The sequence below is a fragment of the Variovorax sp. J2P1-31 genome, from assembly GCF_030317215.1.
In the GTDB taxonomy this organism is placed as follows: Bacteria; Pseudomonadota; Gammaproteobacteria; order Burkholderiales; family Burkholderiaceae_C; genus Variovorax.
Genome location: NZ_JASZYA010000001.1, coordinates 402,488 through 424,147, shown reverse-complemented (window position 1 = coordinate 424,147; position 21,660 = coordinate 402,488). Strand labels below are relative to the sequence as shown.

The 21,660-nt window shown below is 71.5% G+C and carries 21 protein-coding genes; 11 read left to right on the top strand and 10 right to left on the bottom strand.

Annotated elements, in window-relative coordinates; genetic code table 11:
- The first annotated feature begins 13 nt into the window (after positions 1 to 13).
- On the top strand, positions 14 to 955 hold the full coding sequence (locus QTI20_RS02005; RefSeq protein WP_286550573.1) for a RibD family protein: 942 nt from the start codon (positions 14 to 16) through the stop codon (positions 953 to 955).
- Here the strand turns inward: QTI20_RS02005 and QTI20_RS02000 are convergent.
- The 4 genes from QTI20_RS02000 to QTI20_RS01985 are packed head-to-tail and all read right to left on the bottom strand — an operon-like array spanning position 952 to position 4,358.
- Entirely contained in the window at positions 952 to 1,842 is an 891-nt protein-coding gene (locus tag QTI20_RS02000) for a hypothetical protein (RefSeq protein ID WP_286550574.1), read from the bottom strand. The genes QTI20_RS02005 and QTI20_RS02000 overlap by 4 nt on opposite strands.
- The gene (locus QTI20_RS01995; RefSeq protein ID WP_286550575.1) at positions 1,839 to 2,906 is read right to left on the bottom strand and encodes a glycosyltransferase family 4 protein; all 1,068 of its coding nucleotides are present in this window, start codon (positions 2,904 to 2,906) and stop codon (positions 1,839 to 1,841) included. The genes QTI20_RS02000 and QTI20_RS01995 overlap by 4 nt, the downstream gene beginning before the upstream one ends.
- Entirely contained in the window at positions 2,906 to 3,325 is a 420-nt protein-coding gene (locus tag QTI20_RS01990; protein WP_286550576.1) for a 6-pyruvoyl trahydropterin synthase family protein, read from the bottom strand. Before QTI20_RS01990 ends, QTI20_RS01995 begins: the two co-directional genes overlap by 1 nt.
- 25 nt (positions 3,326 to 3,350) lie before the next feature.
- Positions 3,351 to 4,358, bottom strand: coding sequence for a zinc-dependent alcohol dehydrogenase (locus QTI20_RS01985; protein ID WP_286550577.1), 1,008 nt, complete (start codon positions 4,356 to 4,358; stop codon positions 3,351 to 3,353).
- Positions 4,359 to 4,457: 99 nt separating this feature from the next.
- Here QTI20_RS01985 and QTI20_RS01980 point away from each other — a divergent pair, with 99 nt between their 5' ends.
- The 4 genes from QTI20_RS01980 (at position 4,458) to QTI20_RS01965 (ending at position 8,874) form a co-directional block, all read left to right on the top strand.
- Positions 4,458 to 5,216: a CDP-alcohol phosphatidyltransferase family protein gene (locus tag QTI20_RS01980; protein ID WP_286550578.1), complete on the top strand. Its 759-nt coding sequence runs from the start codon at positions 4,458 to 4,460 to the stop codon at positions 5,214 to 5,216.
- Positions 5,213 to 5,824, top strand: coding sequence for a YceI family protein (locus tag QTI20_RS01975; RefSeq protein WP_286550579.1), 612 nt, complete (start codon positions 5,213 to 5,215; stop codon positions 5,822 to 5,824). The genes QTI20_RS01980 and QTI20_RS01975 overlap by 4 nt, the downstream gene beginning before the upstream one ends.
- Entirely contained in the window at positions 5,821 to 7,416 is a 1,596-nt protein-coding gene (locus QTI20_RS01970; RefSeq protein WP_286550580.1) for an alkaline phosphatase family protein, read from the top strand. The genes QTI20_RS01975 and QTI20_RS01970 overlap by 4 nt, the downstream gene beginning before the upstream one ends.
- Positions 7,417 to 7,527: 111 nt before the next feature.
- The gene (locus QTI20_RS01965; protein ID WP_286550581.1) at positions 7,528 to 8,874 is read left to right on the top strand and encodes an LLM class flavin-dependent oxidoreductase; all 1,347 of its coding nucleotides are present in this window, start codon (positions 7,528 to 7,530) and stop codon (positions 8,872 to 8,874) included.
- On the opposite strand, the gene QTI20_RS01960 is transcribed toward QTI20_RS01965, so the two are convergent.
- From QTI20_RS01960 to QTI20_RS01950, 3 genes are all read right to left on the bottom strand, one after another.
- Complete coding sequence (locus QTI20_RS01960) at positions 8,862 to 11,288, bottom strand: TonB-dependent siderophore receptor (RefSeq protein ID WP_286550582.1); 2,427 nt, start codon at positions 11,286 to 11,288, stop codon at positions 8,862 to 8,864. The two genes, QTI20_RS01965 and QTI20_RS01960, sit on opposite strands and share 13 nt — an antisense overlap.
- 121 nt (positions 11,289 to 11,409) lie before the next feature.
- Positions 11,410 to 12,546 (bottom strand): FecR family protein, encoded by a 1,137-nt coding sequence (locus QTI20_RS01955; RefSeq protein WP_286550583.1) that lies wholly within the window; start codon positions 12,544 to 12,546, stop codon positions 11,410 to 11,412.
- Between the two features lie 82 nt (positions 12,547 to 12,628).
- Entirely contained in the window at positions 12,629 to 13,174 is a 546-nt protein-coding gene (locus tag QTI20_RS01950; RefSeq protein WP_286550584.1) for a sigma-70 family RNA polymerase sigma factor, read from the bottom strand.
- A gap of 166 nt (positions 13,175 to 13,340) precedes the next feature.
- On the opposite strand from QTI20_RS01950, the gene lepB reads away from it, so the two are divergent.
- Both lepB and QTI20_RS01940 read left to right on the top strand, forming a co-directional pair.
- On the top strand, positions 13,341 to 14,006 hold the full coding sequence (gene lepB, locus QTI20_RS01945) for a signal peptidase I (protein WP_286550585.1): 666 nt from the start codon (positions 13,341 to 13,343) through the stop codon (positions 14,004 to 14,006).
- A gap of 163 nt (positions 14,007 to 14,169) precedes the next feature.
- Complete coding sequence (locus QTI20_RS01940; protein ID WP_286550586.1) at positions 14,170 to 14,445, top strand: hypothetical protein; 276 nt, start codon at positions 14,170 to 14,172, stop codon at positions 14,443 to 14,445.
- Positions 14,446 to 14,482: 37 nt separating this feature from the next.
- On the opposite strand, the gene QTI20_RS01935 is transcribed toward QTI20_RS01940, so the two are convergent.
- The 3 genes from QTI20_RS01935 to QTI20_RS01925 all read right to left on the bottom strand — a co-directional run bounded on the left by QTI20_RS01935 (position 14,483) and on the right by QTI20_RS01925 (position 17,575).
- Positions 14,483 to 14,905, bottom strand: coding sequence for a hypothetical protein (locus tag QTI20_RS01935; RefSeq protein ID WP_286550587.1), 423 nt, complete (start codon positions 14,903 to 14,905; stop codon positions 14,483 to 14,485).
- A gap of 65 nt (positions 14,906 to 14,970) precedes the next feature.
- Complete coding sequence (locus tag QTI20_RS01930; protein WP_286550588.1) at positions 14,971 to 16,569, bottom strand: rhodanese-like domain-containing protein; 1,599 nt, start codon at positions 16,567 to 16,569, stop codon at positions 14,971 to 14,973.
- A 7-nt stretch (positions 16,570 to 16,576) separates the two neighbouring features.
- A complete protein-coding gene (locus QTI20_RS01925; RefSeq protein WP_286550589.1) occupies positions 16,577 to 17,575 on the bottom strand; it encodes a Bug family tripartite tricarboxylate transporter substrate binding protein in 999 nt (332 codons plus the stop codon).
- A 157-nt stretch (positions 17,576 to 17,732) separates the two neighbouring features.
- Here QTI20_RS01925 and QTI20_RS01920 point away from each other — a divergent pair, with 157 nt between their 5' ends.
- The 4 genes from QTI20_RS01920 (at position 17,733) to QTI20_RS01905 (ending at position 21,547) form a co-directional block, all read left to right on the top strand.
- Positions 17,733 to 18,683 carry a fatty acid desaturase gene (locus QTI20_RS01920; RefSeq protein WP_286574134.1) on the top strand — a complete coding sequence of 317 codons (951 nt, stop codon included), beginning with the start codon at positions 17,733 to 17,735 and terminating at the stop codon, positions 18,681 to 18,683.
- A gap of 311 nt (positions 18,684 to 18,994) precedes the next feature.
- Complete coding sequence (locus tag QTI20_RS01915) at positions 18,995 to 19,993, top strand: ABC transporter substrate-binding protein (protein ID WP_286550591.1); 999 nt, start codon at positions 18,995 to 18,997, stop codon at positions 19,991 to 19,993.
- A 1-nt stretch (position 19,994) separates the two neighbouring features.
- Positions 19,995 to 20,771 (top strand): ABC transporter permease, encoded by a 777-nt coding sequence (locus QTI20_RS01910; protein WP_286550592.1) that lies wholly within the window; start codon positions 19,995 to 19,997, stop codon positions 20,769 to 20,771.
- Between the two features lie 8 nt (positions 20,772 to 20,779).
- Positions 20,780 to 21,547, top strand: a complete 768-nt coding sequence (locus QTI20_RS01905) for an ABC transporter ATP-binding protein (RefSeq protein WP_286550593.1) — start codon at positions 20,780 to 20,782, stop codon at positions 21,545 to 21,547.
- Positions 21,548 to 21,660: the final 113 nt, after the last annotated feature.

Here is a 21,660-nt window from a genome sequence, read left to right as displayed (position 1 = left end):
ACCGACCGCATCCTTGGGTGCCGCCGCTGGCGGCCGGGGCGGCAAGACCATCACAGGAGTCCGTCTTCTGAGCGCCCTGCCCCTTCCCTCCCTTCCTTGCGCTGCGCCCGGCGACGTCGCCGCGCTGTGGCCGCTGTGCCTGGCCATCGCCGAGCGCCGGCGCCGGGGTGAGGCCGCGCCCGACGGGCCCGCGGCGCTGGCCTGGTCCGACGGCCACGGCCACGCGCTGCAGGGCGACTGGGATGCGCCCGCGCAGGCGCTGTTCGCGCTGCTCAAGCCGCTGCTCGACCGCCGCGGTGCCCACGCCCGATGGGTCATCGGTCAGCTGGGCCAGAGCCTGGACGGCTGCATCGCCACCCACAACGGCGACTCCTGCTTCGTCAACGGCCCCGAGGGCCTGGTGCATGTGCACCGCCTGCGCGCGCTGTGCGATGCGGTGATCGTGGGGGCCGGCACCGCCTGCCTGGACAACCCGCAGCTCACCACCCGCCGCGTCGAGGGCCCGCACCCCACGCGCGTGGTGATCGACCCCGGCCTGCGGGTGCCGGCCGATGCGCGCGTGTTCACCGACGCTCAGGCGCCCACGCTGCTGGTGTGCGCGCCCGAGCACCGGGCCCGCGCCGAGGCGCGGCTGGGCACGCGGCAGGTGATCGTGGTGCCGCGCAGCGCCGCGCTGGACGGCCAGCTGCCGCTGGCCAGCGTGGTGGATGCCCTGCGCGCGCGCGGCCTGGACCTGCTGTTCGTCGAAGGCGGCGGCGTGACGCTGTCGCAGTTCGTGCGCCAGCACTGCCTCGACCGGCTGCACCTGATCGTCGCGCCCGTGATGATCGGCGCCGGCCATCCGGGCCTGCAGGTGCGGCGCTCGAACGCGATGGGCGAGGCGCTGCGCCCGCCGGCCCGCACCTTCGCGCTGGGCGGCGACCTGCTCTGGGACCTGGACCTGCGCGCGGCCTAAAGCCAGGCCAGCAGGTCGGTGTGGCCGACCTGCAATCGCGTAGCCGCCCACTGCGCCTGGCGCCGCAGCCGCCAGGCCTGCACCGCCGGTGCCGCCTCGGGTGCCTGCTCGAGCGCCGCGGTGGCCAGGCCCTCGACCATCTCGCGCAGCATCGCGCGGTCCGCCGGCGAACGTTCGCCATCGACCTGCCAGTCGCTCGGTGCGGTGGCGACCCGATAGCCCGCGCGCTGCAGCAGCCGGACGGCTTCCGCGACGGCGCCGCCGCCCAGGGCCGGGCCGAAGCCCTTGTCGCGCCGCTGGTGGGCGCAGAAATGCGCATGCACCGCTTCATCCGCGCCGTCGGCGGGTTGCCACTGCAGCCGGTCGTCCACGCTGAGCGCCCAGCCCACGGCCGCGCCGGCCGCGCGGCAGCGCGCGACCAGCGCCTGGAGCCATGCGGCCGACACCAGGTCCAGCAGGGCCGAGGCCGTGACGAGCTGCGCGCCGTCGAGCGCCGTGACGCCGGCCAGGTCCGCCAGGTCGGCGCACTGCCATGCGACCGTGAGCTGCAGATGCTCGCCCTCGATCGCCAATCCATCCCCCTCGACCACGCGACAGCCCCGCGCTACCGCCCAGGTCGACAGCGCCTGCGGCAGCGCGGCCAGCAGCGCCGGGTCGTGGTCCAGCAGCTGCCAGTGCTGGCGCCCGCCCAGCCGGGGCGCGAGCGCGCGCAGGCTGGCGCCGGTGCCACAGCCCAGGTCCACCACCTGCAGCGCGACGCCGGCATCGCGGCCGCTGCGCAGGCGCGCGGCCAGCGCGGGCCAGTCCAGCCGGAGCGCCGACGCCTCGCGCGCCGCACGGTCGAAGGGCTCGCGCAGCGCCAGCCAGCCGGCGTCGAAGCCGCTCATGGCGGCGCGGTCCCGATCGACTGCAGCGCGGCCGCGAAGCGCTGCCCGGCATCGGACCAGCGCGGCAGCCGTGCGGCGGCGGCCCGCGCGCCCGCGGCCAGTGCGCGGCGCGCCTCGGGCGCGTCCATCAGGCGCCGCAGCGCTGCACGCAGCGCGTCGACGTCGCCCGGCGGCACCAGGATGCCGGCGTCCGCGGGCACCGTGTCCACGATCGCGCCGGCCGCGCAGCTCACGACCGGCAGGCCGCGCGCCAGCGCCTCGGCCAGCGCCATGCCATAGCCTTCGTGCCAGGACGGCAGCACGAACAGCTCGGCCTGGGCGTAGAGCGCGGCGAGCGGATCGGCATCGACCTCGCCGTGCCAGGTCACGCGCTCGGCCAGGCCCAGGCGCCCGGCCAGCGCCTGGGCTTTGCGCCCCTCCTGCGCATCGCGCGCCAGGCTGCCGGCGCAATGCAGGTGCCAGCGCCGCTCGCGCAGGCCGGCCAGCGCCTCGAGCAGCAGCACATGGCCCTTGCGCGGCGTGACGGTCGCCACGCACAGCAGCGACAGCGCCTGGGGACCGGCACCGCCGCCCGCAGCCAGGGGCGCAGCATCGGTGCCGGGCTCGACCACGTGGATGCGATCGGGCGGCACCTCATAGGGCGCCAGGGCGCGCGCGGTCGACGGGCTGGTCACGATCACCCGCCGTGCATGCGCGAGCGAGCGGCGCTCGCTGTCGAACAGCCTGGCCCGCTGTGCTTCGGTCAACCCGGACTCGAGTGCCAGCGGGTGATGCACCAGCGCGACCCAGCGCAGCCTGTCCGCGTGCGCCGCGGCCAGTTCCGGCAGCACGCCGAAACCCAGGCCGTCGGCCACCACCAGCGCGCCGTCGGGCAGGGCCGCCACCACCTGGCGTGCGCGCTGCGCCGCCGCGGCGTCGGGCCAGGGGAAGCCGTCGCCGGGGGAGAGCACGTCCACCTGCCAGCCCGCGGTGCGCAGCTGGTCGACGATCCGGCGGTCGTAGAGGTAGCCGCCGGTGCGGCTGTCCCAGTCGCCCGGGACCAGGAAGGTGCAGGACCTTTGCATCAGCTGCCGGTCGCCGGCCGCGGCAGCGCGGCCTCGTAGGCGGCCCAGGCCACGTGCGATTCGTTGAGGCGCACGCCCAGGTGCTCGATGCCGCCGGCATGCGGGCCCAGCTCGCCGGTCACGATGCGGTCGGCGATGCGCTCGAAGATCACGCGCGCCAGGAACTCGGTGGTGGTGTTCTGGCCGGCGAAGGCGCCGTCGTCGTCGAGGTTGCGCAGGTTGAGTTCGCCCAGCACCTCGCGCAGCACCGTGGTGGCGCGCGCGATGTCCACCACCATGCCGTCGGCATCGAGCGCGCGGCGGTGGAAGGTCGCATCCACCACGTAGGTGGCGCCGTGCAGCCGCTGCGCGGGGCCGAAGGCCTCGCCGCGGAAGCTGTGGGCAATCATGAAATGGTCGCGGACGTTGACGCTGTACATGGTGGAGCTCCCTTGAAGAACAGGTTCAGGAATAGTCGATGCGCTGGCACAGCGTATCGGGCGCGCCGGCCGCCAGGCGCGCCAGCACGGCGGGCAGTTCCTGCAGCGGCGCGCTGTCGGTGATCAGGGCGTCCAGCACGGCGGCGGCCGGCTGCGCCAGCAGCGCCAGCGCCAGCCCCATGCGGCGGCCATGGCTCCAGCGCCCGCGCTGGGCCGTGGCCACCTGGCCGACTTGGGAGCTGCGCAGCGTCAGGCGCTGGGCATGGAAGGCCTCGCCCAGCGGCAGTGTCACCGCGCGTTGGCCGTACCAGCTGAGCTCGAGCACCGTGGCCTCGAAACCCGCGAGGCCCAGCGCGCTCGCCAGGCCGGCGGGCTGGCCGCTGGCATGCACCACGAGATCCGCATTGCGCATCGCGGCGTCGGGCAGCGCGAAGTCCAGGCCCAGGTGCGCCGCCACCGCGGCCCGTTCGGCGCGCACGTCGACCAGCTGCACCGCGCAGCCCGGGATGCGCGAGGCGAGCCAAGCCACCAAGAGCCCGACCACGCCGCCGCCCACCACCGCCACGCGATCGCCCAGGCGCGGCGCCGCATCCCACAGGGCGTTGACGGCCGTCTCCATGTTGGCGGCCAGCACCGCGCGCGCGGCCGGCAGGCCCTCGGGCAAGGGGTGGACGGCCGCGGCGGGCACGTCGTAGCGCGACTGGTGCGGGTGCAGGCAGAACACCGCGCGGCCCTGGAGCGCGGGCGGGCCGGCCTCGACGAGGCCGACGCTGGCGTAGCCGTACTTCACCGGCCCGGGAAACTCGCCCTGCTGGAAGGGGGCGCGCATGCGCGCGAACTCGCTGGGCGGCACCTCGCCGCGGAACACCAGCAGCTCGGTGCCGCGGCTGACGGCGCTGTGCAGGGCCCGCACGCGCACATGGTCGTCGGCCCGCGCGCCGAGCGTGCCCGCGCGCAGCACGGCCCGGCCCGGTGCCTCGATCCAGAGGGCTTGATACGCATCGCTGACCACAGGCGTCCGAATTGCTGGCATGCTCTTTGGTGTCCCACCGCCGCCGCCCGCCGTGTGGTGGGCCCTCCGGCGCAGAAGGATCTTAAGACGATGCTTTCGACCCCAGGCTCCCATCACCCCATGGCCGCACCGGCACCCGCGGGCTTGCGCCGCGACGCGGCGTGGGCGGTGGCGCGCGTGGCGCTGCTGCTGGCGGCCGGCCTGGCGGTGGTGGCGCTCCTCGCGCCGCTGCACGGCATGAGCCTGTGGCTGGTGCCCAAGGCGCTGGCGGTCTTCGGCACCGGCGCGCTGCTCATGTGGACCGGCCTGGCCACCCACGCGCCCCATGCGCGCTTCGGCGCGGCCAACGGCATCACGCTGGGCCGGCTGGCGCTGATCGCGCTGCTGGCCGCGGCCATCGGCGAAGTGCCGGCCGACCCGGCCGCCTTCGGCTGGGCGCTGGTGGCGCTGGCCACGGTGGCGGCGCTGCTCGACGCGGTGGACGGCCCGGTCGCACGGCGCCGCCAGGAAGCCAGCCCCTTCGGCGCCCGCTTCGACATGGAGACCGATGCGCTGCTGATCCTCGTGCTCTGCGTGCTGGTGCTGCAGCAGGACAAGGCCGGCGCCTGGATCCTGGCCTCCGGCGCGATGCGCTATGCCTTCGTGGCCGCCGCCTGGCGCTGGCCCTGGCTCGCGCGCCCGCTGCCGCCCAGCCTGCGGCGCAAGACGGTGTGCGTGGCACAGATCGCCACCCTGATCCTGTGCCTGGCCCCGGTCGTCGAGGCCCCCTGGGCCGGCCTCGTCGCCGGCGCGGGCCTGCTCGCGCTGGTCGGCTCCTTCGCGGCCGACGTGCGCTGGCTCGCACGCCATCGGCCCCGCACTTCGGAGACCGGCCCATGAACAACCCCCTCGCCTCGCCCACCCGCCGCGCCTTCGGCGCCGGCCTGCTCGGCTGGATCGCGCTGGGCCCGGACATGGCCTTCGCGGCGCCCGCGCGCTACGAGATCGATCCCGAGCACATCAGCGTCGGCTTCCTGGTCGAGCACATCGGCTACGCCAGGGTGCTGGGCATGTTCCGCGCCGCGCGCGGCAGCTTCCGCTTCGACGAGGCCAGCGGCGAACTGGGCGAGGTGCGCATCGAGGTCGACACCCGCAGCGTGTTCAGCAACCACGTCAAGCGCGACCAGCACCTCCAGAGCGCGGACTTCCTCAACGCGGCCGAGTTTCCGCGCATGGTGTTCACCGCGGTCCGTGCCACGCGCATCGCCGAGCGCCACTTCGCCATCGCCGGCGCGCTCGAGCTGCTGGGGCGCTCGCAACCGCTCGTGCTGCAGGCCACCTGGAACAAGAGCGGCCTCTCGCCGATCGCCAAGTCCTCCTACGTGATGGGCGTGTCGGCGCGCGGCAGCTTCCTGCGCAGCGCCTACGGCATGAACTACGGGGTGGGCAACGGCTGGGTCGGCGACGAGGTGCAGCTGATCATCGAGTTCGAGGCGATCCGGCAGTGAGCCGCCTCGCGCCCTGGCTGCGCCTCGCGCTGGCGCTGGCGCTGCTCAATGCATTGCTGACCCTGGGCGCGCCCGCCGCCTCCTTCTGGCCGCAGCCCGGCGCGCGCGTGTCGCTCGAACTGTGCGCCGGCGTGGCCGGGCTGGCCGGCTGGATCGCCTGGCGAGGCGGCCCTGCCGCCCGGGCCACGCGCTGGCTGGCGGCGGCGAGCGCCGCGCTGATCGCGGTGCACCTGCTGGATGTGACGGCCACCGCGCTCTTCGGCCGGCCGCTCAACCTCTACTGGGACGGCCGGCACCTGGGCAGCGTGCTGGCGCAGCACGAGGTGCCGGTCTGGCAGCTCGCCGCGGCCGGCGGCCTGCTGCTGCTGGCGCTGGCCGCCGTGGCGGGGCTGGCCTGGGCCTGCTGGCGCGCGGTGGCACACGGGCTGGCCACACGCCCGGCGCGCTTCGCGCTGCTCGCGCTGTGCAGCCTCTTGGTGCTGGCGCGGGCCGCCGACGGCCTGGGCGGATTCGAAAGCTGGCGCGCCTTTTCCGAACCGGTCTCGAAACTGGTGCTGCGCCAGGCGCAGTTCCTGGTCGCGCAAGCGCGCGCCGACGGCGCGGCCTCGCGGCTGTCGCCGAGCCCAGCCTTCGCTGCCGACCTCGATGCGCTCCACGGCGCGGACGTGCTGGTGCTGTTCTCCGAGTCGTATGGCGTGTGCACCGTCGACGATCCCGTGCAGGCGCAGGCGCTCGCCGGCCCGCGCGACGCGCTGGCGCAGGCCATCGCGGCCGGCGGACGCACGGTGGTGTCGGCGCGCGTGCGCTCGCCCACCTTCGGCGGCGGCTCCTGGCTCGCGCACGGCGCGCTGCTGACCGGCGTCGACACGCGCGACCCGCTCGACTACGACCTGCTGCTGACCACCCAACGGCCCACGCTGGTGCAGCACTTCGCCGCCCACGGCTATGAGACCGTGAGCTGGATGCCCGGGCTGCAGCGGCCCTGGCCCGAAGGCCGCTTCTTCGGCTTCGACCGCTACGTGGACGCCAGCACCATGGGCTACACCGGCCTGCCCTTCGGTTCGTGGCGCATCCCCGACCAGGCCGCGATGGCGCTGCTGCACGCGCAGGAGCTGGCGGCGCCGGCCGCGGCGCGCAAGCCGCGCTTCGTCGTCTTTCCCACGCTCAACAGCCACGCGCCCTTCCATCCGCTGCCGCCCTTCGTTGGCGACTGGGGGCGGCTCACCGGCCCCGCGGCCTACACCCCGGCGCAGCAGATGCATGCGATGGAGGAGCTGACGTCCTGGCGCGACCCGGTGCCCGCGTACCTGCAGTCGATCGCCCTGACCTGGCAATGGCTGGGCGCCTACCTGCGCGAGCAGGCGCCGCCCCGGCTGGTCGTGGTGCTGATCGGCGACCACCAGCCCTGGGCCCGCGTGAGCGGCAGCGGCAACGACTGGGACGTGCCGGTGCACATCATCGGCGCCGATCCCGCGCTGCTGCGCCGCTTCGAGCGCGAAGGCTTCCAGCCCGGCCTGCTGCCGGGCCCGCCCACGCTGGGTGCCATGCAGGACCTGGCGCCGCTGTTGTCGAAGGTCTTCGCGCGGCCCTGATGCACGGCGCCGCTTAGACCGCGATCGCCATAACCTAGTGAGCAATGGTTCGTTGTCCGGGCAAAGGGCCGGGCTTATGGTGGCCGCCACCCCGCTCTCTCCCCGCGCACCATGACCTCCCCACGGCAGCTCAAGCTCGGCGCCTTCATGCGCCCCGTCAGCATCCACACCGGCGCCTGGCGCTACCCCGGCGCCTTCCCCGACGCCAACTTCAACTTCGCGCACCTGAAGCGCTTCGCCCAGACGCTGGAGCGCGCGCGCTTCGACGCCTTCTTCATGGCCGACCACCTGGCCGTGCTCAACATGCCGATCGCGGCGCTGCAGCGCAGCCACACCGTGAGCTCCTTCGAGCCCTTCACGCTGCTGTCGGCGCTGGCGCAGCACACGCAGCACATAGGCCTGGTCGCGACCGCCTCGACGACCTTCGACGAGCCCTTCCACATCGCGCGCCGCTTCGCCTCGCTCGACCACCTGAGCGAAGGCCGCGCGGGCTGGAACATCGTGACCACCAGCAACCCGGATGCGGCGAAGAACTTCGGCCGCGACGAGCACATGGCGCACGACGAGCGCTATGCCCGCGCGCGCGAGTTCTACGACGTGGTCACCGGGCTGTGGGACAGCTGGGCCGACGACGCCTTCGTGCGTGACGTCGACAGCGGCCGCTTCTTCGACCCCGAGCGCCTGCACACGCTGGCCCACAAGGGGAAGTACCTGTCGGTGCGCGGCCCGCTGCACATCGCGCGGCCGGTGCAGGGCTGGCCGGTGATCGTGCAGGCCGGTGCCTCGGAGCCCGGCCGGCAGCTCGCGGCCGAGACCGCCGAAGTGATCTTCGCCGCGCCCGGCACGCTGGACGAGGGTCGGCGCTTCTACGCCGACGTCAAGGGCCGGCTGGCCGCGCTGGGCCGCGAGCGCGAGCACCTGAAGATCCTGCCCGGCGCCTTCGTGGTGGTGGGCGACACGGTGGCCGAGGCGCGTGCCATCCGCGCGAAGCTCGACAGCCTGGTGCACTACGAGAGCGCGATCGCCTCGCTGTCGATCATGCTGGGCCACGACGCCTCCGGCTTCGATCCCGACCAACCCCTGCCCGAGATCCCGCCGACCAACGCGAGCCAGAGCGGCCGCGAGCGCGTGATCGCGCTCGCGCGGCGCGAGGGCTTCACCGTGCGCCAGCTCGCGCAGCGCATCGGCGGCTACGGCGGCCTGGCCTTCGTGGGCACGGCCCAGACCATCGCCGACGAGATGCAGGAATGGCTCGAGGCCGAGGGCTCCGACGGCTTCAACATCATGTTCCCCTGGCTGCCCGGCGGCCTCGATGCCTTCGCCGACAAGGTGGTGCCGGAGCTGCAGCGGCGCGGCATCTTCCGCCGCGAGTACGAAGGCAAGACCTTGCGCGAAAACCTCGGGCTGCCGCGGCCCGCGAACCGCTTCTTCCCGAAGCCGCCGCCCTACCAGCGATAGGTGGCGGTGGCGACCAGGCTGCGCCGCTGGCCGTAGCCGCAGCTGTAGGCATCGCAGTTGCGGCCGACGTAGATGCGATCGGTGAGGTTGCGCGCGTTGAGCGCCAGGCTCCAGCGTTCGAAGTCGTAGCCCAGCATCGCGTCGAACAGGGTGTACGACGGGATCTTGGCCGGCGCGGATTCATTCGCGCCGTGGGTCGAGCCCACGAAGCGCACGCCCAGGCCGACCTTCAGGCCGTTGCCGATCCGGTAGTCGCCCCACAGCGAGACCTGGTTGCGCGGCGTCCCCACGAGCTGCTTGCCGATCTGGTCGGGGTTGCTGCTTGCGGTGACGTCGGCATCGGGCGTCCAGGTGTAGGCCGCCACCACGTTCATGCGCTGGATGGGCTGGAAGCTCGCTTCGAGTTCGAGCCCGCGCACCCGCACCTCGCCGGTCTGCATCGGCGTGAAGTTCTGACCAAAGGTGATCACGTTCTGGCGCCGCAGGTCGAACACCGCGGCGCTGTAGGTGTCGCGGGTGCCCAGCGGCTGGTAGCGCAGGCCGGCCTCGTACTGCTTGCCGGTCTCGGGCTTGAAGGGGTTGTTGGTCTCGGGGTTGATCGTGGTCGTCGGGGAGAACGATTCGGAGTAGCTGACGTAGGGCGCCCAGCCGCTCGGCGCCAGGTACACCAGGCCCGCGCGCCCGCTGAACTTGTTGTCGGTCTGGTTGGAACTGCTGCCGTCCAACTCGCTGTGCGAGCGCACCTTGGCCGTGTCGTAGCGGCCGCCCAGCGTGGCGACCCAGTGCTCGTTCCACTTGATCTGGTCCTGCAGGTAGAGACCGGTCTGCGTGAGCCGCGTGCGGGCGTCGATGTAGGGATCGGGCACGGTGACCGGCTGACCGTACACGGGGGCGTAGATGTCGATCGAGGGCGCGCTGCCGAAGTAGGTGAGCTGCTTGTAGTCGCCGCGCTGGTAGTCCAGGCCCACCAGCAGCGTGTGCTGCCAGTCGCCCGCGCGCAGCCTGGCCTGCGCCTGGTTGTCCACCGTCAGCACCTTGCCGCTCTCCGGGCTGCCGAACACATAGCGGTTCACGTCGCGGAAGTTGGCGGGGTTGCCGGGGTTGGCCGGGTCGACGCTGATGAAGCCGCCCTGGTAGACCTGCCGGTAGTCGGTCTCGATCTTGCCGTAGCGCGCGTTCTGGCGCAGCGTCCAGGTGTCGTTCAGGCGGTGCTCGAGCAGGTAGCCCAGCGTCCACTGGTTCTGGTTGAAGCGGTCGAAGCCGGGTTCGCCGACGAAGGTCGAGGTCGGGATGCGGCCGTTGGGGTTGGAGAGCAGCGTGGCGTCGGGCGGCAGGAAGCCGTAGGAGTTGCCGGCACGCACGCGCGAGTAGTGGCTCAGTACCGTGAGCGTGGTGTCGCCCGAGGGCTTCCAGGTGATGGCCGGTGCGATGTAGAGGCGGTCGTTCTTCACGTGGTCGACCTGCGTGTTGCTGTCCAGGCCGACGGCGGTCAGCCGGTACAGCAGCTTGCCTTCGGCGTCGAGCGGGCCCGAGAAGTCGGCGGCCAGCTGGCGGCGCGAATGGTCTCCGACCTGCAGCTGCAGCTCGCGCAGCGGCTCCTCGGTCGGCCGCTTGCTCACCACGTTGACCATCCCGCCGGGCGAGTTCTGGCCGAACAGCACCGACGACGGGCCGCGCAGCACCTCGATGCGCTCGGCGCCGTAGGCCTCGGTGCGCCAGACCGAGTAGCCGGCGTTGTTGCGCAGCTGCATGCCGTCCAGGTAGAAGCCCGGCGAATAGGCGTCGAAGCCGCGGATCGAGAGCCAGTCGTAGCGGGTGTCGAAGCCGTCGAAGGCCTTCACGCCCGGGGTGTACATCAGTGCATCGGTCAGGTTGGTCGCGCCCATGGCCTCGATGCGCTCCGCGGTGATCACCGAGATCGATTGCGGCGTCTCGATGATCGGCGTGTCGGTCTTGGTGCCGGTCGCGCTGCGCTTCGCGACGTAGCCTTTGACGGGGCTGCTGGCGGTCTCCGGATCGGAAGCCGCGGTCACGGTCACAACCGGCAAGGTCGAGCTGCCGCCCGCGGGGACGGCCTTGACGACCACCGCGTTGCCTTCCTGCATCGCCACCAGGCCGCTGCCGGCCAGCAGGCGGTCCAGCGCCTGCTGCGGCGTCAATCGCCCGGACACGGCCGGCGCCGACCGGCCCGCCACCAGCGCGGGCGGCACCATCAGCGTGAGCCCGGCCTGGCGCGCGAGTTCGGTCAGGGCCTGGGCCAGCGGCTGCGCGGCGATCGCGATGTTCACCGGCGCGGCGGACGCCGTCTGCGCCTGCACGGCGAAGCCGCCCAGGCTGAGCGCGACTGCCAGCGCGAGCGGCGCGAGGTCGAAGCGGGCGGGTGAGGACGAAGAAGAAGGACGCGGGCGGTGCATGGTGAAAGGAATCTCCTGAAGATGCGAACAAGAATCGATCGAATCTCCTGAAGACGGGCCATCGCGGCAAAACCTGATGTCGCTCGCCAAAGATTTTTTGCGGCGTCGCGCACCGCGCCCGCTAGGGTCCTTTGGCCACCACTTCGTCCACGCCCTCGCGCGGCACCAAGCGCACCGGCAGCACATGCGGCAGGCTGCGGGCGAAGTCGCCGACACGGCGCAGGTCCACGCTGCCGGTCACGCGCAGCGCCGCGACGGCCGGGTCCCGCACCCGCAGGCCGGTGTCGCCGTAGCGCTCGAGCTCGGCCAGGGCCGCCGCCAGCGGCGTGTTGTCGAAGTTGACCCGGTGCCCGCGCCAGGGCGCGATGCCCTGGGCGGAGACGGGCACGACCGGCCCCAGCCGGCCCTCGCCGTCCGCGGCGACGGCCTGGCCGGCCGTGAGTTCGACCGCATCGGCGCCGGGCCCGGCGGCATCGGCCCGCGCGACCCGCACATGGCCCTCTTCCACCGCCACCTGCACCTGCTGGCTGCCGAGCGACGGCGTGTAGCGCATCGAGAAGCGCGTCCCGACCACGGTGATGCGCAGAGGCCCCGCGAGCACGTCGAAGGGCCGGGCCTTGTCGCCCTGCACGCTGAACATGACCTGGCCCTCGGGCAGGCGCACTTCGCGGCGCTGCCGGTACAGGGTGACGTCGGCCTGCGAGGCGGTGTCCAGCCGCAAGGTGCTGCCGTCGGGCAGGCGGGTTTCGAGCTGCTGCCCGCGTGCCGCGGCGTAGTGCTGGCTGAACACGGCTTGCTGCTGCCAATGGTTCCAGCCCAGCCAGCCGCCACCGCCCAGCATGGCGACCACCACGCCGGCCGCGAGCGCCCCGGGGGCCCAGGCGAACCATCCGGCGCGGCCGGAAGGCTTGGCATGTCGCGCCGGTGGCGCGGCCGGCCCGCGCGCGGGCACGCCGGCCCGGAGCCGGGCCACGCCCTCGGCCGGGATGGCGTCGATGCCCTGCCATGCACCGGCCAGGTCGTCGAAGGCGGCCCGGTGCGCGGCGTCGGCATGCAGCCAGGCCTGGAAGCCGGCTTCAGAGGCTGCATCCAGCCCGTCCTCGCGGCGCACCAGCCAGCGCAGGGCCTGGGCCTCGGCGGCGCTCAGGTCCGCGAGTTCGGCATCGAGGGCATCGCCCGACACAAGCTCGTCCTCCCGCGCCCCGCCCTGTCGGGGCGGGCGCGGCGCGTGGTCGTCGGGGGCGGGGCGTGAACTCATGGCGCGGAAATCTCTGCTGGCTTCTTCGTAGACGGGCGAGTGCGCCGAACCCTGATGTCGAGGCATGAAAAAAGTGTCGTCGTCAATCGCATGGCGGTCCCTCGCGCCCGCGCGGCGGCCGGGCCGCCGCATCGTCGGCGTTGTCCCGGCTCTTGCGGCAGGCCAGCACCGCCAGCATCACGTGGCGTTCCACCATGTTGCGCGAAATGCCCATCTGCGCGGCGACCTCGGCATGCGAGAGCCCGTCGAGCTTGTGCAAAACGAAGGCTTCCCGGCAGCGCGGCGGCAGGCCTTCGATGGTGGCCACCAGCCTGTTCACGCGCTGCTGCGCCGCGTAGGCCTCCTCGGGCTGCTGGGTCACCGGCGCGGGCATGTCGTCCAATGCCTGCGGATCTTCGGGCGCGCGCAGCGCCTGGTGCCGCTGCCGGTCGATCAGCAGGTTGCGCGCCGTGCGGTAGAGCAACGCGCGCGGCTCGCGGATCGGCTGGCCGGCCTGCTGCACCCCGAGCACGCGCGCATAGGCCTCCTGCACGATGTCGGCCGCGCCATCGCGGTCCTTCACCTGGCGGGTGAAGTAGTTCAGCAGTTCTCGGTAGTAGCGGTCGAGCACGGGCAGGCCAGGAACCATGGAGGGACGGAATCCCGTTCGATGCGTGCTTTGCAGATGGGAATTGTTCGCATTATCGTCGAAGCGGCCGATGCGCTGCGGTCCCGGCGCGCTGCGGCGGCGCGGGCATCCGGAACTATTCATGGGGCCGTCGCACCAAACGGCGCGACCAACCAAGGAGAAAAACATGGGACGCTGGGTCCGTACCAACAGGGGGTTCCTGGTTCTGCTGCTGTGCTTCGGCCTTTTCCGTACGGCCATCGCCGACTGGAACCCCATCCCCTCCGGCTCGATGCGGCCCAACCTGCTCGAAGGCGACGTGGTGTTCGTCAACCGCCTGGCCTACAACCTCAAGGTGCCGCTGACCGACGTGGTGCTGGCCCGCACGGGCGAGCCGAAACGGGGTGACGTCGTGACCTTCTCCTCACCGGACGACGGCACGCGGCTCATCAAGCGGCTGGTGGCGCTGCCGGGCGACGTGGTGGAGATGCGCCACGAGGTGCTCTTCATCAACGGCGAGGCGGCGCGCTACGACGCGGCCCAGACGCTGCAGGAGAAGGTGGCCACGGGCCGGACCGTCGACGCCACGCGCCTGACCGAACGGGTGCAGGGCAGCGAGCGCCGCGTGCAATGGCTGCCGGGCATTGCGGCGCGCAACAGCTTCGCGCCCATCGTGGTGCCCGAGGGCGAGTACCTGATGCTGGGCGACAACCGCGACGACAGCGCCGATTCGCGCTACTTCGGCTTCGTGCCGCGCCAGCTGCTGATCGGGCGGGCGCTGGGCGTGATGGTCTCCGCCGACATCCAGGGCCACTGGAGGCCACGCTTCGAGCGCTTCGGGCAGAAGCTCTAGCGGCGTTCGTCGCCCCATCGGATCGCCGGTCGCACCGCCTTGGCGGATTCACCCTGGGCAGGTTCCGCATCCAGCCGTCGGCCTACCTGTTTTCAGGTATTCCTTCGAATGGCAAGGCCCCGGAAACTCACGGCTCGAGAACCACCGCCCGGAAGCCGAACCCATGCCCCCTCACCCGCCCAACGGGCTCCTGTCCAGGATTCCGATCGAGTTCGTCACCCGCGGCTCCACCAAACTGCCGCCGCCCCGCGTGGGCCAGCGAACGGACCTGCGCGTCGAGATCGAGGTGCCCCATGTCGGCCTGGTGCACATCAAGTACGAACTCATGCACGGCGGGCCGCTGCACGCGCAGCTGTTCTGGGCCGCCTCCTTCGCCGAGCTCGTGGGGCACGGCGGCTGCGCGCGTCGCCCGGAGCGCGCGCGTCCCGGCGAGCCCTGAGGCGCCACGGCGGCTCCCACGGCGATGGCAGGGGCGCTCAGCGCTTCTTCCAGTTCCGCCCGTCGACCGAGGTGTAGGTGCCGCCGGTGGCACAGCAGCCGCCGGCGCCGACGGCCTGGCGGCCCAGCGTGACCGTCAGCAGCTTCGGCTGGATCGTCAGCGACTGGCGCTGGCAGACGGTCCAGAAGGGATAGAACTCGGGCGCCAGCACGCTGGTCCACTGCACGCCGCCGCCCTCGCGGCGGTCGACGCGGTACACCTCGCAGTCGTGCACCAGCAGGAACATCGATTCGCCGCCGAGCTGGCCCTCGAAGATCAGTTCCTGGGGCGCTGCGCGCGTGGCGATGGCCTCCTTGCTGAGCAACGGGTCCGAGGGCTTCGATTCGAACAGCAGGTCGCAGCCCGACAGGCTGCCCATCGCCAGCAGCGAGCACAGGGTCCAGTGGAACGGCAGTTTCATGCCCCAAGCATGCCATTCAAATGCACCGAGGGCGACCGCGCGTCGGCCGCCTCCTCGGCGCACGCTCAGTCGAAGAAGCGGAAGCGCACCGTCGGGTCCTGCGCCACGCGCGCGCTCAGGCCGCGCTCCCACGCCAGGTAGTCGGCCCAGGCGGCGTCGCGCGCGGGGCCGAAGACACGCATCACCGAACCCCAGTCGTCGTCGAAGGGCGTGAGCAGCCGGTCGTGGCGCACGCCGCTCTCGACCGCGCCGCCACCGGCCTGCCAGGCCTGCGTGCCGCCGTGCAGCCAGGCCACGCGGGCCCGCGGCCGGCGCTGCAGCGCATCGCGCGCCGCGAGCCGGGCGGCTGCACCATCGGGCGAGGTGAAGACCACCGTGCGGCCAGGCACGGCCAGCAAGGCGTCGACCTTGTCCGGCGATGAAGGCAGCAGGAAGAAGGCGTCGGGCAGGTGCTGGCGTTCGTAGTCGAGGCTGGGCCCCACATCGACCACGTCCGTCGATCCCGTTTCGCGCCAGCGGGCCAGTGCATCGGCATCCACGGCGTCGGCGCCGATGTCCTCGGCGGGCCTCGCGTCTTCCGCCGGCGCGTCCGGCAGCGGCCCGTCGAGCACATGGACCTCGGCCTGGTTGAGCTGGGTGAGCCAGAACGCGGTGATGGCCGCGCGCAGGCCGTGCGGGTCGTCGACCAGCACGATGCGCGCGCCGCGCGTGCCGACCAGGTTCTCGAAATGCATGAAGACCTGGCCACCCGCGACATGGCGCAGGTCGCCAGCGGGCGCGGCGCCGGGCAGCGGCGGCCGCACGTCGAACAGATAGAGCGTGCGATCGGTGTCGGCGCGCAATCTTTGCAGGCCCTCGGCATCGATGCGCCGCAGGCCGTGGCGCGCCACCAGCGCATCGGCCAGGCCGCGCAGCACCTCGGGCGACTCGGCCGGCAGCTCGTCGCCAGCGTCTTCAGGCCGGGCGTTCTGCACCACGGGCGCGCCGCGCAGGCCCCAGGCCATCACGCCGTCCTCGACGAACACCGCGCGATCGGTCAGGCCCAGATGGCGCAGGGTGGTGGTGCCGATGATGCCGCGCGTGCGGCTGAAGCAGTTGATGGCCCACAGGTGATGGGGGTCGGCCTGGTCGTCGAAGCGGCGCAGCGAGAGCTCGGTGCCCGGATGGTTGCGCGCGCCGGCGATCGACAGGAAGGCGTACTCGTTGCGCGGCCGCGCATCGATCAGGGTGGTCGGCACACCGTCGCGCCGGCGCGCCTCGAGCTCGGCCAAGGGCAGCACCGGCGTGCCGTAGTGCTGCCGCACCCGATCGCCGAAGGCCTTGACCAGCGTGTTGTTGCCGTCGATCAGCGGCAGGCCGCGCGCGGCCCAGGCCCGCAGGCCGCCGTCGAGCCGGCGCACGTCGGTGTAGCCGAGCCGCGCCAGCAGCGCCGCGGCGCGCGCGGCCGGGCCGTCGGCGGCATCGTCCTCGTCGCAGAGCACGACCGGCACCGCGCGGCGCGGCACGAAGGCGCCGATCTGCAATTCGAGCGTGCTCAGCGGCGCATGGCGCGCGAGGTTCAGGTGCGCGCGGTTGGCCTGGCGCGCCTCGCGCACGTCGAGCAGCGCCAGTTCCTGGTCGCCCAGCAGCAGCTGCTGCAATGCGTCGGGGGTCAGCAGGCTCATCGCGTGCTCAGTTGGCCTCGATGCCGGCCTGCTTGACGACGGCGGTCCACTTCACCGTCTCGGACTGGATGAAGCGGCCGAACTCCTCGGGCGAGTTGCCCACGGTGAAGGCGCCGATGTCGTCGTAGCGCTTCTTGAAGGCCGGCGCCTGCACGATGTCGTGCAGCTCGCGCGAGAGGCGGTCGACCACCGGCCGCGGCGTGCCGCTGCGCACCACCACGCCGTACCAGGAGGTCACCTCGAAGCCGGGGAAGCCCGCCTCGGCCGTGGTCGGCACGTTGGGCAGCCAGGGCGCGCGCGTCTTGTAAGCGACCGCAAGCGGCTTGAGCTTGCCGCCCTGGATGTGCGGGATCGCGGTGATGACTTCGTTGAAGATGAATTGCGTCTGGCCGGCCAGCAGGTCGGTGATGGCCGGGGCGCTGCCCTGGTAGGGGATGGCGGTGAAGTCGGCGCCGGTCTGGCTGCGCAGCAGCTCGCCGGCGAGGTGGGAATAGGCACCGATGCTCACGCCGTAGTTGACCTTGCCCGGGTGGCTCTTCGAATAGGCGATCAGGTCCTTGACGCTGTCGACCGGCAGCGCCGGGTTCACCAGCAGCACCTGCGGCGTCTGCACCAGCAGCGACACCGGCGCGAAGTCGCGCGCCAGGTCGTAGCTCAGCTGCTTGAACAGCGCGGGCTGCACCGTGAGGTTGGAGGCCGGTGCCAGCAGCAATGTGTAGCCGTCGGCCGGCTGGCGCGCGACGTAGTCGAAGCCGATGTTGCCGGCCGCGCCGCTGCGGTTCTCGACCACCACCGGCTGCTTCAGGCGCAGCTGCAGCTGCTCGGCCACTTCGCGCGCAATCTTGTCGGCGATGCCGCCGGCCGGATAGGGCACGACCACGCGCAGCGGCTTGGCCGGGAAGTCGTCGGCGGCGGCCGCCGGGGTGGCGACGAAGGGGAAGGCTGCGGCCAGTGCGAGCAGCAGCGCGCGCTTGGCGGCATGGCGGCGGGAAGGAATGGAAGACATGGAAAGAGAACCCTGTGCCGAGTCGGCGCAAAGCGGAGGAATCTAGGGATTTCGCGCGCCGGCAGGAACGATGCCTTTCGCATATCGACATGCGCAAAGGGCGCATGCAAGGCACCCGCGCGCACCTAGCATCGGCGGCTTTCTTTGGCCCTCCGCCATGTCTTCCGATTCCTCTCTTTCCGCCCCGCTGTCGCCGACCGCCCGCAGTGCCGCGCGCGCCGTCTGGTGGCGCCGCTGCGAAGCACCGACCGTGGCGCTGTGCCTGCTGTTCTACCCGGCCTGGGCCGCACTGGTGTGGTGGCATGCGTTGCTGCCGGGATGGCCGCTGTTCGTCGTCGGCGGCTATCTGGCGCAGCTGCATTTCTCGCTGCAGCACGAGAGCATCCATGCGATGCGCGGCCTGCCGCGCTGGCTGCGCACCGCGCTGGTGTGGCCGCCGGTCAACCTCTGGCTGCCCTACCCGCTCTACCACCGCAGCCACAGCACACACCACGTCAACTTCCACCTCACGCATCCGCAGAAGGACACCGAGAGCGCCTACCACTCGGCGCCGGCCTGGGCCGCCTACAGCCCGTTCTGGCAGCGCGTCTACAGCGTCAACCAGACGCTGGCCTTCCGCGTGCTGCTGGGCCCGGTGCTGCGGCTCTACAAGCTGGTGCGCACCGAGGGCGGCAAGCTGCTCGCGGGCGATGTGTCGCACCTGCGGATCTGGGCCGTGCACGCGCTGAGCATCGCGCCGGTGCTGTACTTCGTGATCGGCGTGTGCGGCATGGGCTTCGGCGAGTACGTGCTGTACTTCGTCTACCCCGGCATGATGCTGGGCGCCTTGCGCACCTTCACCGAACACCGCTGGAGCGAGGCGCCGCATGCGCGCGTGGCCATCGTCGAATCGAACGCGGTGATGGGCCTGCTCTACCTCTACAACAACCTGCACCACGTGCACCACCGCGCGTCGACCATGCCCTGGTACGAGATTCCGGTGCACTTCCGCCGCCACCGCGCCGCGGTGCTGGAAGCCAACGGCCACTTCTACTACCGCGGCTATGGCGAGATCGCGCGGCGCTACCTGTGGCGGCCGGTGTTCCGGCCGGTGCATCCGAAGTGGTGAGGCGCTGACGGCGCGACACGGTGCCTGAAGTCCCATCGAGGGTTTTCAGGCATTGATCCTGCATGCAGGCGCCAGGATACTTGCCGGCCCGCGCCTCGCACGTCCCGGAACGCCCGGATGCGTGCATCGCCGCACCCGCATGGGGCACCTCGGAGCGTTCGCGCATCGTTCCCTGGCGCCGGGGCCCTCCCCGCCCCGCACGGCGGCCTGAGCCTGAAGGACAGCATCAACTTTGCTTATGCTGTCGGCCCCGAAAATGCGGCTCATAAGATCATGGAATTTAACCCTTCCCTCTAAGGTGTTGCACTTCCATGCCAATGAACCGACGCGCCCTCCTTCGCAGTACCGCCGCAGCCATCGTGCCGGCCATTGGCGGATTTCCATTGATCGGCCGGGCCGCCAACCGGCCCTACACCTACGGCGGTTCCGCCTGGCTGGGCCACTACTCGGCCTACATCGCGATCAAGACCGGCATCTTCAGCAAGAAGGGCCTGGAGATCAAATGGCAGAGCTTCCCCACCTCGTCCGACCGCATGGGCGCGGTGATGGCGGGCAGCATCGACCTGGCCGGCACCGGCGTGGTCTCGTCGCTGGCGCTCATGGCGGCCGGCGCGAGCCAGTTCAAGGTCATCGCGACGCCGAACAACTTCGGCCGCGCCGAAGGCCTGCTGGTGCGCTCCAACGTGTCGAACATCGCGCAGCTCAAGGGCAAGAAGATCGGCGTGACCTTCGCCTCGAGCACCCATGTGCTGGTGCTGGACCTGCTCAAGCAGGCCGGCATGAACCCTGACAGCGACGTCTCGCTGATCAACCTGCCCGCGCCCAACCTGCTGTCGGCCTACCAGGGCAACCAGATCGATGCCGCCGCGGCCTGGACGCCGTCCTTCGACCGCATCAAGGCGCTGCCCAACACGCGCGTGCTGGCCGACGACACCTCCTTCTCGCTCTACAAGGAATACAGCATCACGCCCGGCCCGGACGTGCTGCTGGCCACCACCAAGCTGGCCAAGGAAGACCCGGCCGCGATCAAGACCTTCCTGCAGGGCATCTTCGAGGCCAACGCGATGCTCACCAACGCGCCCGAGGAAGCCGCCAAGGTGATGATCGAGATCACCGGCCTGACGCTCGAGGAGCAGGTCAGCACCATCAAGCAGACCGGCTGGTACAGCGCCGAGCAGCAGCGCAGCCTGCTGGTCGCGCCGGGCAGCTTCGTCACCGGCATGCAGAAGCTGGCCGAGATGCTGGTGACGCTCAAGCAGATCGACAAGGCGCCCGTGGTCCGCAACTGGCTGGATGCAGGCTACCTCTGAGATGGCTGAAGTCGTGAAACCCCGCAAGAGCGCGGGCTCCCTGGCCTGGCTCAGCGTGCTGTCGCTGCTGGGCTTCCTCGCCGCATGGGAACTGATCTGCCGCTCCGGCGCGGTCGACCCGATCTTCCTGCCGCCGCCTTCGCAGGTCTGGGCCCGGGCCTCGACCATGTTCGGCCAGGGCACGCTGCTGGGCCATGTGCTGGCCTCGACGCGGCGCGTGATGGTGGGCTTCCTCGCCGCCGCCGCGGTCGCGATCCCGCTGGGCATCTGGCTCGGCACCTCGCGCATCGCGCGCGCCATCTTCGACCCGGTGATCTCCTTCCTGCGGCCCCTGCCCTCGATGAGCTGGATCCCGCTGTCGCTGCTGTGGTTCGGCATCAACGAGACGCAGAAGTACAGCATTGTCTTCATGGGCTCCTTCGTGCCGGCGCTGCTCTACGTGATGGAAGCCACGCGCAGCATCGACCCGCTGCTGATCCGCGCCGCGCGCAACCTGGGCGCGCAGCGCTGGCAGGTGATGCGCGAGGTGCTGCTGCCGGGCTGCCTGCCGCAGATCATCTCGGGCATGAAGATCATCCTGGGCCTGTCGTGGACCTGCGTGATCTCGGCCGAACTGGTGGCCGCCAAGGAAGGCCTGGGCTTCATGATCATGAACGGCAAGGAGTTCTTCCAGACCGACACGGTGGTGCTGGGCATGGTGCTCATCAGCTTCACCGTCCTGGCCACCGACCTGGTGGTGCGCGCTCTCGAGCGCTGGCTTCTGGCTTGGCAAAGATGACAACGAGCATGATCTCCATTCGCGGCGTTTCCAAGAGCTTCGGCGACAACCACGTGCTGTCCAACCTCGACCTCGAGGTGAAGAAGGGCGAGTTCCTGGTGCTGCTGGGCGCCTCGGGCTGCGGCAAGTCGACGCTGCTCAACCTCATGGCCGGCTTCGAGAAGCCCACGCAGGGCAGCGTCTCGGTCAACGGCAAGCGCATCGACGACGTGACCTCGGCCTGCGGCATGGTGTTCCAGCAGTACGCGCTGTTCCCCTGGCAGACGGTGCAGCAGAACGTCGAGTTCGGCCTGAAGATGAAGAAGATGCCCAAGGGCGAACGGGCCGAGATCGCGCGCCGCTTCATCGAGATGGTGGGCCTCAAGGGCAGCGAGGACAAGTACCCGCAGGCGCTGTCGGGCGGCATGAAGCAGCGCGTGTCGATCGCGCGCGTGCTGGCCAACGACCCCGACGTGATGCTCTTCGACGAGCCCTTCGCCGCGCTCGACGCGATGACGCGCCAGGTGCTGCAGGACCAGCTGCTGTCGATCTACGAGCAGAGCGGCAAGACCATCGTCTTCATCACCCACTCGATCGACGAGGCATTGATGCTGTCGACCCGCATGGTCATCATGGGCTCGCGGCCCGGCCGCGTGGTGCAGGACCTGCGCAACGAACTGCCGCATCCGCGCACCGCGGAGATCCAGCTGTCGGAAGACTTCATCTCGCTCAAGCGCTCGATCTGGGAGACGGTGCAGGAAGAAGTGGGCCGCACGCTGGCGGTCACGCGCGGCTGAGCGGCGATCCGCCAGGGAACGAGGCGCCGGACCGCGAGGTCCAGGCGCCTTTTTTCTGCGGACCCCGATGGCCTCGGTGCTCGAACGCGGAAGGCGCGCCGGCCGCGCGGGCG